The organism is Geodermatophilus sp. SYSU D00708 (assembly GCF_054050115.1).
In genome coordinates, this window is record NZ_JBJGYS010000042.1 from 1 (window position 1) to 13,766 (window position 13,766).

General features: G+C 75.7%; 12 protein-coding genes. 4 read left to right on the plus strand and 8 right to left on the minus strand.

Annotated elements, in window-relative coordinates; translation table 11 throughout:
* Window positions 1-1,533 (minus strand): bifunctional metallophosphatase/5'-nucleotidase (locus tag ACI79D_RS23100; RefSeq protein WP_456920864.1); only part of this gene is annotated, 1,533 nt, incomplete at its 3' end.
* Between the two features lie 58 nt (window positions 1,534-1,591).
* Window positions 1,592-2,446 carry an SDR family oxidoreductase gene (locus ACI79D_RS23105; protein ID WP_456920865.1) on the minus strand — a complete coding sequence of 285 codons (855 nt, stop codon included), beginning with the start codon at window positions 2,444-2,446 and terminating at the stop codon, window positions 1,592-1,594.
* Window positions 2,447-2,521: 75 nt separating this feature from the next.
* Here ACI79D_RS23105 and ACI79D_RS23110 point away from each other — a divergent pair, with 75 nt between their 5' ends.
* Both ACI79D_RS23110 and ACI79D_RS23115 read left to right on the plus strand, forming a co-directional pair.
* Window positions 2,522-3,532, plus strand: a complete 1,011-nt coding sequence (locus ACI79D_RS23110) for an iron-containing redox enzyme family protein (protein ID WP_456920866.1) — start codon at window positions 2,522-2,524, stop codon at window positions 3,530-3,532.
* A 140-nt stretch (window positions 3,533-3,672) separates the two neighbouring features.
* Window positions 3,673-5,229 carry a methyl-accepting chemotaxis protein gene (locus ACI79D_RS23115; protein ID WP_456920867.1) on the plus strand — a complete coding sequence of 519 codons (1,557 nt, stop codon included), beginning with the start codon at window positions 3,673-3,675 and terminating at the stop codon, window positions 5,227-5,229.
* A gap of 67 nt (window positions 5,230-5,296) precedes the next feature.
* Here ACI79D_RS23115 and ACI79D_RS23120 read toward each other — a convergent pair whose 3' ends face one another.
* From ACI79D_RS23120 to ACI79D_RS23130, 3 genes are all read right to left on the minus strand, one after another.
* Window positions 5,297-5,635 (minus strand): CDGSH iron-sulfur domain-containing protein, encoded by a 339-nt coding sequence (locus ACI79D_RS23120; protein ID WP_456920868.1) that lies wholly within the window; start codon window positions 5,633-5,635, stop codon window positions 5,297-5,299.
* A 56-nt stretch (window positions 5,636-5,691) separates the two neighbouring features.
* Window positions 5,692-5,994, minus strand: a complete 303-nt coding sequence (locus tag ACI79D_RS23125; protein WP_456920869.1) for a hypothetical protein — start codon at window positions 5,992-5,994, stop codon at window positions 5,692-5,694.
* Window positions 5,995-6,069: 75 nt separating this feature from the next.
* Window positions 6,070-6,882 carry an aquaporin gene (locus tag ACI79D_RS23130; protein WP_456920870.1) on the minus strand — a complete coding sequence of 271 codons (813 nt, stop codon included), beginning with the start codon at window positions 6,880-6,882 and terminating at the stop codon, window positions 6,070-6,072.
* Window positions 6,883-7,050: 168 nt separating this feature from the next.
* On the opposite strand from ACI79D_RS23130, the gene ACI79D_RS23135 reads away from it, so the two are divergent.
* Both ACI79D_RS23135 and ACI79D_RS23140 read left to right on the plus strand, forming a co-directional pair.
* Window positions 7,051-7,782 (plus strand): chemotaxis protein CheB, encoded by a 732-nt coding sequence (locus ACI79D_RS23135; protein ID WP_456920871.1) that lies wholly within the window; start codon window positions 7,051-7,053, stop codon window positions 7,780-7,782.
* Window positions 7,740-8,477, plus strand: a complete 738-nt coding sequence (locus ACI79D_RS23140; RefSeq protein ID WP_456920872.1) for a Crp/Fnr family transcriptional regulator — start codon at window positions 7,740-7,742, stop codon at window positions 8,475-8,477. The genes ACI79D_RS23135 and ACI79D_RS23140 overlap by 43 nt, the downstream gene beginning before the upstream one ends.
* A gap of 4 nt (window positions 8,478-8,481) precedes the next feature.
* On the opposite strand, the gene ACI79D_RS23145 is transcribed toward ACI79D_RS23140, so the two are convergent.
* The 3 genes from ACI79D_RS23145 to ACI79D_RS23155 all read right to left on the minus strand — a co-directional run bounded on the left by ACI79D_RS23145 (window position 8,482) and on the right by ACI79D_RS23155 (window position 13,737).
* A complete protein-coding gene (locus ACI79D_RS23145) occupies window positions 8,482-11,583 on the minus strand; it encodes a bifunctional [glutamine synthetase] adenylyltransferase/[glutamine synthetase]-adenylyl-L-tyrosine phosphorylase (protein WP_456920873.1) in 3,102 nt (1,033 codons plus the stop codon).
* 4 nt (window positions 11,584-11,587) lie between these two features.
* Window positions 11,588-12,319, minus strand: coding sequence for a type 1 glutamine amidotransferase (locus tag ACI79D_RS23150; protein WP_456920874.1), 732 nt, complete (start codon window positions 12,317-12,319; stop codon window positions 11,588-11,590).
* A gap of 77 nt (window positions 12,320-12,396) precedes the next feature.
* Entirely contained in the window at window positions 12,397-13,737 is a 1,341-nt protein-coding gene (locus tag ACI79D_RS23155; protein ID WP_456920875.1) for a glutamine synthetase family protein, read from the minus strand.
* Window positions 13,738-13,766 lie beyond the last annotated feature (29 nt).

Consider the following 13,766-nt stretch of genomic DNA (forward strand, 5'->3'; position numbering starts at 1 on the left):
TCGACGCGCGGGCGCCCCCGCCGCCCCCCCCGCGGCCGCCGCGCGGGGGCGCGTGCCGCGGCCGCCGCCGCCCCCCGCCGCCCCCCCGGCGGGGTCGACCCGGTACGAGATCCCGGCCGGGTACAGCACCCGCTCCAACTGGAACTGCTGCTCGAGCAGGCACTGCAGCTGCGCACCGGTGAGGTCGAGGGTCACCAGGTTGTTGGCGAAGGGCTGCACGGTGAAGGCCTCCTCGTAGGTGACCTCGCCGGCCAGGAGGTCCGCCCGCACGCCGCCGGGGTTCATGAACGCGGCGACCGCGCCGGCCTCGTCGTCGGTGGCCGCGAGCTGCGCGTCGGCGATGACGTTGCCGAGCGCGGACTCCGCCCCGTCGAGCAGCGGCTCCTGGGTGCGGGTCAGGTCGACCGCCGCGGTCCCGACGACCTCGCTCGCGATCGGCCCGAGGGCCTCCCGGTAGCGGGCGATGAGCGCGGTCTGCGCGGGGTCGGCCGCGACGTCCCGCCGGACGATCACGTTCTCGGCCGCCGCGGTGAGGACGTCGCCGGTGGCCCGGTCGAGGGTGAGGTCGACGTCGGTGACCAGCCGCCCGAAGGAGCTGCCGCTGGTCACCAGCTTGCCGTCGATCTCGCAGTTGTAGGCCTGGTGGGTGTGGCCGCTGAGGACGACGTCGATCGCGTCGTCCATGCCGGCGGCGATGTCGACGACCGGCCCGGTGAGGCCGGTGCAGCCGTTGACGTCCCAGGCGTTCTCGCCGGTCTGCGCGCCGCCCTCGTGGAGCAGCACGACGATCGCCTCGACGCCCTGGGACTGCAGCTCGGCGGCGAGCCGGTTGGCCGTCTCCACCTCGTCGCGGAACTCCAGGCCGGCGGTGCCCTCCGCGCTGACGATCGCGCCGGTGCCCTCCAGGGTCATCCCGATGAAGCCGATGTCGACGCCCTGCACCCGGTGCACCGCGTACGGCGGCAGCAGCGGCTCGCCGGTCTCGGTGACGAAGGCGTTGGCCGACAGGTACTGGAAGTCCGCGCCCTCGTAGGGGGTGCCGTCCGCGCAACCGTCGACGGGGTGGCAGCCGCCGTCCTGGATGCGCAGCAGCTCGGCCGATCCCTCGTCGAACTCGTGGTTGCCCACGCTGGCGTAGTCCAGCCCGGCCAGGCCGAGCGACTCGATGGTGGGCTCGTCGTGGAAGGCCGCCGACAGCAGCGGGGAGGCGCCGATCAGGTCCCCCGCGGCGACGGTGATCGTGTTGTCCTCCCGCTGCTGCTCGGCCAGGTCGGCGAGCTGGGTGGCGAGGTACTCCGCGCCGCCGGCGTCCACGGTCTGCGGGGTGCCGTCGGCGTTGACCCCGGTCTGGACGCGGCCACCGGAGCCGGACGGCGGCTCGAGGTTGCCGTGGAAGTCGTTGAGCGCCAGCAGCTGCACCTCCACCGGCGGCGGTGCGGCGCCGGCCGGGGCGACGACGCCGACCCCGAGCGCGACCAGGGTCGAGGCCGCGGCCGCGAGGACGGCGGCGCGGCGCGGGGCGGTGGGGTGCATGCGGACCCTCCCGGGGAGCCGACCGGACACCCCACCGTGGGGTCTGCGCCCGGGCCCGTCAAACGCGAGGACCGGTCCGCCGCTGCACCGATCGGGCCGCGATCCGCCGGATCCGGTCGGCCTGGCGGGAGAGCGCCAGGTCCAGCAGCCGGTCGACCGGCGGCACCTCCCCCAGCCGGGCCAGCCCCATCCAGCGCGGGACGGCGACCGTCCGCGACCGCGGCGCGGCGAGGCACCGCTCGACCTGGGCGGCCACCCGGTCCGGGTCGATGCCGCGGGAGAGCCGGCCGGGCACGTCGGCGTCCGAGGCCGGCGGGGAGCCGTGCCCGCGGGCCAGCCACTCGGTGGCGACCGGGCCGGGGTTGACCGTGTGCACCCGCACGCCGCGGGCCGTGACCTCGCGGCGCAGGCCCGTCACGAAGCCGCCCACGCCGGCCTTGGTCGCCGAGTAGACGGTCAGCGGCGGCACCTGCGACCAGGCCGCGACCGACGCGATGGTGACGACGTCCCCCCGCCCCCGCTCGGCCGCCGCCGCCAGCAGGTGCGGCAGGGCCAGCCGGGTCACCTCGATCACCCCGGTGAGGTTGAGCGCGACGATGCCCTCCACGACCTCGCCGGGCATGTCCTCGACCAGGCCGGCCCAGCCCAGCCCGGCGTTGAGGACGACGGCGTCGAGCCGGCCGTGCTCGTCGAGGACCCGCTCCACGAGGCGGGCGCGGTCCCCCGCGTCGGCGACGTCGGCCACCACGCCGGTGACCCCGGGCAGCCCGTCGAGCGCCTCGGCCAGCCGGTCGCCGCCCCGGGCGCAGGTGACCACCCGCGCCCCGCCGCGCGCCAGCCGGGTGACGGTGCTGCGGCCGATGCCGGCGCTGCCGCCGGTGACGAGGACGACGCGGTCGGGGGTGCTCGACATGGTGGTGTCCTACCCATGGGCGACAGCACACTCCTCACGCGCATCGAACGCGCAGGTGCTGGGCATGGCCGGTGCATGCAGTTGCCCGAGCCCAGGGGGCCCCTCACGTCCGCCCTGTGCGCCGACCTCGCCGGCGGCGCGCTGTCCCCGCACACCGTCGAGCTGGCGCGCCGGACGGCGGCCGGCTCCCCCGACCCGCTCGGCGACGAGGACCTCCAGCTGGCCCTCGCCGTCTGCTACGAGCTGCACTACCGCGGCTTCGACGGGGTGGCCGACACCTGGGAGTGGGACCCGGCTCTGATCGGCCTGCGCGCGCACCTGGAGCGGCGGCACACCGAGGCGCTCACCGCGCTGACCGGGGAGCTCGCCGGGACCGACGAGCCGGTCGACCGGCAGCTCGCCGCGCTGATCGCTGCCGACGACTCGCCGTCCCTGTCGTCGTACCTGGCCCGCACCGGCACCCTCGAGCAGTGGCGGGAGTACCTGACGCTGCGCTCGGTGTACCACCTCAAGGAGGGTGACCCGCACACCTTCGCCGTCCCGCGGCTGGCCGGCCGCGCCAAGGCGGCCATGGTGGAGATCCAGGCCGACGAGTACGGCGGCGGCGCGCCGGCGCGCATGCACAGCGAGCTGTTCGCGGGGCTGATGCGCGACCTCGGGCTCGACGCCACCTACGGCGCGCTGTGGGACGCCGCCCCGGCCTGCGCGTTCGCGTCGGTGAACACCATGTCGCTGTTCGGTCTGCACCGGCGCTGGCGGGCGGCCGCGGTCGGGCACCTGACGGCCGTGGAGATGACCTCCTCCGAGCCCTCTCGCCGCTACTCCGCCGGGCTGCGCCGGCTGGGCTTCGACGCGCACACCACCGTCTTCTACGACGAGCACGTGGAGGCCGACGCGGTCCACGAGCAGATCGCCGCGGTGGACATGTGCGGGCCCCTCGTCGCGGAGGACCCCCGCCTCCTCCGGGACGTCCTGTTCGGCGCGGCCTGCGCACTGGCCGTCGACGGGCTGGCCGCCCGGCACCTGCTGGGGGCCTGGGAGGCGGGCCGTTCCGGGCTGCGCGGGGAGCGGCCACTCGCGGCCTGACCAGGTCGTCGGTCCGACTGGACTTCGGTTGTGCGCTGCCGATGTTCTCCGCGACACCTCGGGGTGGTGCGGTGGACGTCGGCGGGTCCGGCGGTCGCGGGCGCTCCACGCCGGCCCACCCGACCTGCGGAGGCCCTCCCATGTGGCGGCGTACCGACCCCTCGACCCCGACCGGCACGCCGTCGACCGCCGAGATGCCCCGCGACGTCGAGGCGCTCGAGCAGGTGCTCAGCGTCCTGGACCAGGGCGTGACCAGCGAGCGGGACGCCCACGTCAAGGTCGTCACCGCGCTGGTCGGCGCCCTGGGCATGGCCTACGGGGCGGTCTGGCTGCGGGACGGCGACGGTTTCCGGCTGGCCGCCCAGATCGGCGAGCTCAGCCAGGCCATGTCGGCCCGCTGGCCCGCCGACAGCGTCATGACCAGCCGGGACGGTTTCGGCGGGCAGGCGATGCGGGAGCAGCGCGAGGTGCTCTGCGACGGGTCCAGCTCCACGGGCTCCTGCGGCCGCTGGGCCACGGCGGCGGCGGCGGGCGCGCGGCGCGGCTGCTTCCTGCCGGTCCTCGAGGACGGCCGGGTGGTCGCCGTCCAGGAGTACTACACCCGCGGCGACCTGCCCTTCTTCGGTGGCCGGGCGGAGAAGTGGCGGGCGATCTCGCGGGTCGCCGCGCACGCCCGGCGCCAGGCGCTGGCCGCCGCGCAGCTCCAGGAGACCCTCGACGACCGCGAGGCGGTGACCACCGTCGTCGGCCGGGTCGGCGAGGCCCGGGACGAGGCATCCGCGCTGCGGATCGCGCTGGACACGGTGCGCTCGGCCTTCGGCTGGGCCTACGGGTCGTACTGGGCGCTGGACGAGGCCGAGAACGTGCTGCGGTTCAGCGTCGAGTCCGGCTCGGCCGGCGACGAGTTCCGCCAGGTGACCCTGGCCGCCAGTTTCGCCGAGGGCGTCGGCCTCTCCGGCCGCGCCTGGCGGGCCCGCGACCTGGTGTTCGTCCGTGACCTCGCCGAGGTCACCGACTGCGTCCGTGCGCCCGCCGCGCAGCGGGCCGGGGTCCGCTCGGGGGTCTGCTTCCCGGTCATCTCGGAGGGCCGCGTCGTCGGGACCATGGACTTCTTCGTCACCGAGACGATCGAACTGTCGGAATCCCGCACCTCCGCGCTGCGCAACGTCCAGCAGCTGGTCAGCCAGCGGCTGGACATCCTGCGCCGCGCCGAGGCCGACGCGGCCAACTCCCGCGCGCTGCTGGAGACCGTGGCCGAGCTGCGCGACGCCGCCGCCGAGGCCGGCCGGGTCGCCGAGAGCGCCGTCGCCAAGGCCTCGTCGATGACCGCGGAGGTGGAGGCGCTGGGCCGGGCGTCGGCGTCGGTCAGCGACGTCATCCGGATCATCTCCTCGATCGCCGACCAGACCAACCTGCTGGCCCTGAACGCGACCATCGAGGCCGCCCGCGCCGGCGAGCTGGGCCGCGGGTTCGCCGTGGTCGCCGGGGAGGTCAAGGACCTCGCCCGCGAGACGGCGGCCGCCACCCAGCGGGTGTCGACCCAGATCACCGGCATCCAGACCAGCACCGACTCGGTGTCGGCCGGCATCCACGCGACCAGCGAGGTGATCGGTCAGCTCGACGCGGTGCAGGCCCGGATCGGCGAGGCACTCGGGGAGCAGGAGCGCATGGCCAAGGCCTTCGAGGGCCGCGGCTGAGAGAGGACCCCCCGCCCCCACCACTCGCGAGCTCGGGCGGGACCCGGGACGGGGCCGCGTGGTCGGGTCAGCCGGCGGTGGACCCCGGGCGGCCGTCGCGCAGGATGCTGGCGGCCGGCCGGGGGCGGCTGGGTGCGCTGGGCGCGGAGAACCCGGCCCGCTTGTGCGTGCCGTCGCAGAACGGTTTGATGCCGGACTTCCCGCACCGGCACAGCGCGACGGTCTGCCGGCCGGGGTCGATCTCGTTGCCGTCCTGGTCGACCAGGCGGAAGTCGCCGCGCACGATCAGCGGACCGTCCCGGTACGGGGTGATCGTGGCCCCTCCGGCCGGCTCGGCCTGCGGCGTGCCGTCGACGGGCACGTCGGGGCATGACGGGTCGGCCGGGACGGGGCGGATCGCGGACACGGTCCTCCCCTGCCCCGCCCGACCCGGGCGCACACCCCGTTCCCCCGCCGGGGTGGTCAGTGACCGGAGCGCGGGTCCTCGCCCCACCGCACCCACGACGCCGTGAACGGGTGCTCGGTGGCGAACGCCTCCCGCGCGTCCCGTTCCCGCTCCCGGCGCTCGGGGTGGTCGTGGTGGTGCAGGAGCTCCTCCCGGCGGGTGTGGCTGAGGTTGTGCAGGAGTGCCGACGCGGGGTCGACCCGGCCGCCCCGGGCGGCCACGTCGTGGCGGGCCTCCCACTCGCACATCAGCTTCTCCGCCGGGGACATGTCGACGTAGTCCGTCGGGTGCTCCGGCGAACGTCGGACGGGGTCGGACATCCCACTCTCCTCCCGACACTGAGGCCTGCTCCGATGGTCCGCCCGATCCTCGCCGGGCTGCAAGCACCGCGGCCGTCAACCGTGCTCGGCTCGCTCCCCGCCGGACGGCGGGCGCGGCGCGGGTGCGGTCTCCGGCGGCAGCTCCACGCCGGTCCGGTCGGCCGGCACCGGCGCCGCTCCGGCCTCCGCCGTCCCGGCCGCCTCGACCTCCGCGGGCAGCGGGAGGACCCGGGAGAAGCCCACCGCCAGGACGGCGCCGACGAGGGGCGCCAGGATGAACAGCCAGACGTGGGCCAGCGGCTCCCCGCCGGCGAACAGCGCCGGCCCCAGCGACCGCGCGGGGTTGACCGACGTCCCCGTCAGCGGGATGCCGATCAGGTGGACGGCGGTCAGCGTCAGCCCGATCGCCAGACCGGCGAAGCCCGGAGCGGCCGCCCGCCCGGTCACCAGCAGGATGACCAGGACGAACACCGCGGTGAGCAGCACCTCGAGGACGAAGGCGCCGCCGAGGCTGATGGTGGCCCCGTAGTCGTTGCTACCGAGCGCGCCGGTCTGGTCGAACAGGCCGCCGAAGCCGCTGGTGAGCAGGGCGAGCAGCGCGGCGCCGACGATCCCGCCCGCGCACTGGGCGACCCAGTACGCGCCGGCCTCGGCCGCGGTCATGCCGCGCGCGAGCAGCACCGCGAGGGTGACCGCGGGGTTGACGTGGCAGCCCGACACCGGGCCGAGGGCGTAGGCCAGGCCGAGCAGGACCAGCCCGAACGCCAGCGCCACGCCGGTCGGGCCGAGCTGGTCGATCCCGGCGACGGCCGAGCCGACGGCGACGAAGACCAGCACCGCGGTGCCGACGAACTCCGCGAGCACCTGGCGGGCGAGGGTGGGGGGCACGGGACAACCTCCGGGGACGACCGCATCCGCTCCCCCGCGCCATCCCCGTGGCGGCCGCGATGCGGGCTCCGGCCCCAGGCTGGTCCGGCCGCTGCCCGACGCGCCAGGGCCCTTCGGCGCCTGCGGCGTCCTGTGTCAGGTACCTGACACAGGAGTACCCTCTCCGGCGTGGCGGCGCCGGAGGGAAACCGATCGCCGTTCGACGTCGTCGTCCTCGCCGCCTCGACCGGGGGTGTCCGCGCCCTGCGCACGGTCGTCGCGGGGCTGCCCCCGACGTTCCCCGCACCGGTGCTGGTCGTGCAGCACCGGTCTGCCCAGCAGGGCGAACTGCTCACCGGCATCCTGCGCGCCGACGCACAGCTGCCCGTGCGCACCGCCACGGCCGGCCCGCTGGAGCCCGGGGTCAGCGTGCTGCCCGCCGGGTGTACCGCCGGGTTCGGGGACGACGGTTTCCTGGCGCTCCTCCCCTGCCACACCGGGGAGACGGCCGACCGGCTGCTTGCCGGCGCCGCCCGGGCCTTCGGCTCGCGGGTGCTCGCCGCCGTCCTGACCGGCCGGCTCGCCGACGGAGCCGCCGGCGTCCGCGCGGCGCGACGGGCCGGCGGCCGCGTGCTGGCCCAGGACCCCGCCGAGGCCGAGGCGCCCGGCATGCCGAGCGCCGCGCTGGCCACCGGCTGCGTCGAGCACGTCGTCCCCCTGCGCCTCGTCGCCCCCGCGCTCGTCGCCTACACCATGGCGCCGGGGGCGGCCGACCTGTTGGCCGTGCCGGTGGCCCCGTGGGCCCGGTTGACCCGGACGCCCGCCGCGTCCGCCCCACCCCGAGCCGAGGGGCAGGCACTCCCAGCCGGAGGTGGCACGTGTCCACGCCCGACGGCTCTCCCGACCCCCGGCGGAACCTGATCCTCGGCGGCCTGCCGCCCGACGAGTACGAACGGCTGGCCGCGGTGCTCGAACCGGTCGAGCTCGGGGTCAAGGACCTCGTCCACGAGCGCGCCAAGCCGGTGGAGCAGGTCGTCTTCCCGGTCGACGCGGTGCTGTCGGTCCTCGCGATGATCGAGGACGAGGCCGCGGTCGAGGTGGCGACCATCGGATACGAGGGGATGGCCGGGCTCACCGTCTTCCTCGGGGCGCCGACCAGCCCCAACGACGTCCTGTGCCAGATCCCCGGGCAGGCCCTGCGCCTGCCGACGGACGAGCTCCGGGAGTTCCTGGCCGGCGACGGGGCGCTCCACGACCTCCTCCACCGCTACACCCAGGCGATGTTCGTGCAGCTGTCGCAGAACGTCGCCTGCAACCGGCTGCACAGCACCGAGGAGCGCTGCGCCCGCTGGCTGCTGATGACCCGCGACCGGGTCGGTTCGGACGACTTCGAGCTCACCCAGGAGTTCCTCGCCCAGATGCTCGGGGTGCGCCGGGGCACGGTCTCGCTCACCGCCGGGACGCTCCAGCAGGCCGGCCTGATCCGGTACAGCCGAGGACGGATCACCGTCGTGGACGCCGACGGGCTCCACGAGGTCGCCTGCGAGTGCTACGACCTGCTGCGGGCGGAGTCCGAGCGGCTCCTGGGTGCCCCCGGCGCGGACCCGGCACCGTAGGGCGTCAGCCGGCCGGGGCCTGACCGTAGAACACCCGCTCGACGACGCCCCGCGCGCGCCGTGTCGCCCGGCCGTAGTCGTCGAGGAACTGCCCCGGGTCGGCGTCCGGGCCGTAGCCGCTGGCGCGGGCGACCCCGGACAGCTCCGTGCCCGGCCGCGGCAGCTGGTCGCTGGGCCGGCCGCGGACGAGGAACACCGCGTTGCGGGCACGGGTGGCCAGCTCCCACGCCGTCCGCAGCGCGTCGGCCTGGTCGGCGTCGAGCAGCCCGGCCTCCCGCAGCGCCTCGAGCGCGCCGACGGTGGAGGTCACCTGCAGGGCAGGGACCTCGGCGGCGTGCTGCAGCTGGAGCAGCTGCACGGTCCACTCCACGTCGGCGAGCCCGCCGCGGCCCAGCTTCGTGTGCGTCTTCGGGTCGGCGCCGCGCGGCAGCCGCTCCCGCTCCACCCGGGCCTTGATCCGGCGGATCTCGGCGACCTGCCCGTCGTCGAGCCCGTCGGCCGGGTACCGGATCGGGTCGACGAGCTCGACGAACGCCGTCCCGAGGGCCTCGTCCCCCGCGACCGGGACCGCGCGCAGCAGCGCCTGCACCTCCCAGACCGACATCCAGCGCTCGTAGTACTCGCGGTAGGAGTCCAGGCTGCGCACCAGCGCGCCCTGCCGCCCCTCCGGGCGCAGGTCGGCGTCGACCTCGAAGGCCGGGTCGGGCGCCGGCTCGCCGAGCAGGCGCCGCAGCGTGTGGGCGATCGCGTTGGCCGCCGCGGTCGCCCTCGTGTCCTCCGCCCCCTCCCGGGGCCGGTGCACGAACAGGACGTCGGCGTCAGAGCCGTAGCCCATCTCGCCGCCGCCGAGCCGGCCCATGCCGATCACCGCGACGTCGGTCGGGACGTCGGCCGGCCCGATCCCCTGCTCGGCGGCGTACGCGCGGACCGCCGCGTCCAGGCCGACCCGCAGGGTGGCCACGGCGATGTCGGTGAGCGCCCGGCCGACCTGGTCGACGTCGAGCATCCCCAGCAGGTCGGCGGCGGCGACGCGGAGCAGCTCCGAGCGGCGCAGGCCGCGCAGCACCCGGACGCCGTCCTGCGGGTCGGCCGCCCGCCCGGCCGCCTGCCGCCACGCCCCGGCCAGCGTCGCCGCGTTGCGCGGCCGCAGCTCGTCGTCGGCGGCGAGGATCCGCAGCGCCTCCGGGGTGCGGGTGAGCAGCGAGGCGATGTACTGGCTGGAGCCCAGCAGCTGGGCCAGCCGCTCGGCGACCTGGCCCTCGTCGCGCAGCAGCCGCAGGTACCACTGGTTGCCGCCCAGTGCCTCGCTGACCTTGCGGTAGGCCAGCAGGCCGGCGTCGGGGTCGGCGCAGTCGGCGAGGGTCTGCAGCACGACCGGCAGCAGGTACTTCTGCATGGCCGCCGAGCGGGACAGCCCGCCGGTGAGGGCGGCCATGTGCCGCAGCGCGCCGTCGGGGTCGGCGAAGCCGAGGGCCCGCAGCCAGTCGGCGGCGGCCTGGGAGCCCAGCTGCGCGGCCTCGGCGGGGACCTTGGCCACGGCCGACAGCAGCGGCCGGTAGAACAGCTTCTCGTGCAGCCGGCGCACCTCGCGGGTGTGCAGGGTCAGCTCCGCGTCCAGGACGGCGGCGGCGTCGCCGCGGGCGTCGGGCTTGTAGCCGAGCGTGCGGGCCAGCCAGCGGCGCTGCTGGTCGTCGGTGGGCAGCAGGTGCGTGCGGCGCAGCCGGAACAGCTGCAGCCGGTGCTCGACGGTGCGCAGGAAGCGGTAGGAGGCGATGAGGGTCGCGGCGTCGTCCCGGCCGACGTAGCCGCCGGCCGACAGCGCCATGAGGGCCGGCAGCGTGCCGCCCACCCGCAGCCGGACGTCGACCCGCCCGTGCACCAGCTGCAGCAGCTGGACGGCGAACTCGACGTCGCGCAGCCCGCCCCGGCCGAGCTTGAGCTCCCGCTCGGCCTGCGCCGGCGGGATGTTCTCCAGCACCCGGCGGCGCATCGCCTGCACCTCGGCGACGAAGCCGGGCCGCTCACCGGCCTGCCAGACCAGCGGCCACAGCTCCTCGACGTAGGCGCGGCCGAGGTCGGGGTCGCCGGCGACCGGGCGCATCTTGAGCAGGGCCTGGAACTCCCAGGTGCTGGCCCACTGCCGGTAGTAGGCGGCGTGCCCGTTCAGGGTGCGCACCAGCGCCCCGGCCTTGCCCTCCGGCCGCAGCGCGGCGTCGACCTCCCAGGCGGCCTCGTGGCAGATGCGCATGAGCGCGGCGGCCACCCGGGTGGCGCTGCGGATCGCCGGCCCCTCCTCGTCGGTGGGGTCGACCGCCTCGGCGACGAAGACCACGTCGACGTCGCTGACGTAGTTGAGCTCCCGGCCGCCGCACTTGCCCAGGCCGATGACCGCCAGCCGGCAGGCCGCGGCGTCGGCCGGCTGCTCGGCGACGGCCACCGCCATCGCCGCAGTGATGACGGCACTGGCGATGTCGGCCAGCTCCGCGGCGACGTCCTCGGCGGCCAGGCTCTCGCCGAGGTCGCGGCCGGCCACGGAGAGCACCGCGCGGCGGTAGGCCAGCCGCAGGTCGGCCACCCGCTTCGGGGAGGCGTCCGGCGCGGCCTTGCCCAGTCGCACGCCCCACGGCGGGTCGTCGGGGTCGGCGCCGACGGCGACGAGCATCTGCCGCTCCAGCGCGTGCGCGGTCGGTCGCGCCGAGCCCCGCCCGTCGCCGTCGAGGGCCGTCCAGTCGCCGGGGTTCGCGGCGAGGTGGTCGGCCAGGCCGGAGCTGGCGCCGAGCACGCCGAGCAGCCGGGCGCGCAGCAGCGCCGAGCCGCGCAGCCGGGCCAGCAGGGTGGCGGCCGACCCGCCGGTGGGGTCGGCCCGGTCGAGGGCCTCGATCAGCCGGTGCAGCGAGAGCACCGCCAGGTCGGGGTCGCCGCTGCGGGCCAGGGCCGAGACCACCGGTCCGGCCTCGGGGTCGGCCGGCTCGTTGCGCTCGAGGTCCCACAGGCCGATCTCCGGCTCGGACAGGATCCGCGCGGCGCGCTCGCCGTCGAGGAAGCCGAACCGCACCAGCCGGACCACCGCCCGGCGCGGGACCTCCCGCTGCTCGCTGGTCGTCACCGGCTCAGGCCGCCGCGCGGGCGCGGGTGCGCACCAGGTCGGCGAAGCGCGCCGCGAACGGCGCCCACACCTCCTCGAGGTCGGGGTGCACCGCGGCGGCGCGGGCGGCGATGGTCTCCCGGTCCAGGCCGCTGGCGGCCACGCCGACCACGTCGCGCTCCGCCCACTCCGCGACGATCTCCGGGGTCGTCTCGATGTGGAACTGGATGCCGTAGACGTGCCGGCCCACCCGGAAGGCCTGGTGCGGGTACACCGGGCTGCTGGCCAGCAGCGTGGCGCCGGGCGGGAGCTCGGCGATCTCGTCGTGGTGGAACTGGATGACGTCGGGGCTCAGCGGCAGCGGCCGGAACAGCGGGTCGGCGTCGGCGGCGTCGCGCTTGGCGACCAGCAGGGCGCCGACCTCGGGACCCTCGACGCCCGTGCGCACTCTGCCGCCGCCGACCTCGGCCAGCAGCTGCGCGCCGAGGCAGACGGCCAAGGTGGGGACGTCGGCCCGCAGCGCCTCGGTCAGCAGCCGGCGGACGCCGCCGAGCTCGGGGCTGGTCGCCTCGTCGTCCATCGCCGACTGCGGGCCACCGAGCACCAGCAGCCCGTCGGCCGCGTCGAGCGTCTCGGGCAGGTCGTCGCCGGTGCCGAGGTGGCGCTCGTCGAGCTCCAGCCCGGCCGCGCGCAACCACTCGGCGAGGCGGGCGGGCGGATCGGTCTCGTGCGGGACGACGACGAGCAGGCGGGCCACGCCGCCGAGGGTAGTTCGCACCTCCCCGAGGGGCAGAAAGGGCCATTTCTGCCCCTCGGGACGCGGGGTGGTCCCTTCTACAGGCCCGGCAGGTAGGTCGTCAGCTCCCACGGCGTCACGTTGCGCCGGTAGGCGTTGAACTCCTCCCACTTGTTGCGCAGGAAGAACTCGAACACGTGCTCGCCGAGGGTCTCGGCGACCAGCTCGCTGCCCTGCATCGCGGTGAGCGCCTCGCCGAGGGACACCGGCAGGTCCTCGTAGCCGGCGGCCCGGCGCTCGGTGTCGGTGAGCGACCAGACGTCGTCCTCGGCCTCGGGCGGGAGCTCGTAGCCCTTCTCGATGCCGCGCAGCCCGGCGGCGAGCAGGACGGCGAAGGTCAGGTACGGGTTGCACGCGGAGTCCGGCGAGCGGACCTCCACCCGCGCCGACTGCGCCTTGCTCGGCTTGTAGGAGGGCAGCCGCACCAGCGCCGACCGGTTGGCCCGGCCCCACGTCACCGCCGTCGGTGCCTCGGTGCCGGCCAGCAGCCGCCGGTAGGAGTTGACCGTCTGGTTGGTGACGGCGGTGAACTCCCTGGCGTGGGCGAGCAGGCCGGCGATGAACTGCTTGCCGGTCGCCGACAGCTTCATCGGGTCCGACGGGTCGTGGAAGGCGTTGCGGTCGCCCTCGAACAGCGACAGGTGGGTGTGCATCGCCGAGCCGGCCAGGTCGGTGAACGGCTTGGGCATGAACGTGGCGTGCACGCCCTGGGCCAGCGCGACCTCACGGACGACGTGCCGCAGCGTCATGATGTTGTCGGCCATCGACAGCGCGTCGGCGTACCGCAGGTCGATCTCCTGCTGGCCGGGTGACACCTCGTGGTGGCTGAACTCCACCGAGATGCCCATCGCCTCCAGCGCGAAGACCGCCTCACGGCGGAAGTCGTGGGCCACGTTGTGCGTGGACAGGTCGAAGTAGCCGCCGGTGTCGGCCGGCTCGGGCGGGCTGCCGTCGGTCGGGAGGTCCTTGAGCAGGAAGAACTCGACCTCGGGGTGGGTGTAGAAGGTGAACCCCATGTCGGCGGCCTTGGACAGCGCCCGGCGCAGCACGTGCCGCGGGTCGGCCCAGGACGGCGAGCCGTCGGGGAGGGTGAGGTCGCAGAACATCCGCGCGGTGTCGCTGGGCCGCCCCTCGGTGGCCGGCATGACCTGGAAGGTCGCGGGGTCGGGCTTGGCCAGCATGTCGGACTCGTAGACGCGGGCGAAGCCCTCGATCGCGGAGCCGTCGAAGCCGATGCCCTCGGCGAAGGCCGCCTCGATCTCGGCCGGCGCCACGGCGACGGCCTTGAGGTAGCCGGAGACGTCGGTGAACCACAGCCGCACGAAGCGGATGTCGCGTTCCTCGAGGGTGCGCAGGACGAACTCCTGCTGTCGGTCCATGCTCGCCATGATCGCGTCCAGTCGTTTCC

Bases quoted from the DNA above. Each gene is read 5' to 3' on its own strand.
- ACI79D_RS23110 (WP_456920866.1), top strand. From the start codon at position 2,522: ATGCAGTTGCCCGAGCCCAGGGGGCCCCTCACGTCCGCCCTGTGCGCC.
- ACI79D_RS23115 (WP_456920867.1), top strand. From the start codon at position 3,673: ATGTGGCGGCGTACCGACCCCTCGACCCCGACCGGCACGCCGTCGACC.
- ACI79D_RS23155 (WP_456920875.1), bottom strand. From the start codon at position 13,737: ATGGACCGACAGCAGGAGTTCGTCCTGCGCACCCTCGAGGAACGCGAC.
- ACI79D_RS23105 (WP_456920865.1), bottom strand. From the start codon at position 2,446: ATGTCGAGCACCCCCGACCGCGTCGTCCTCGTCACCGGCGGCAGCGCC.
- ACI79D_RS23125 (WP_456920869.1), bottom strand. From the start codon at position 5,994: ATGTCCGACCCCGTCCGACGTTCGCCGGAGCACCCGACGGACTACGTC.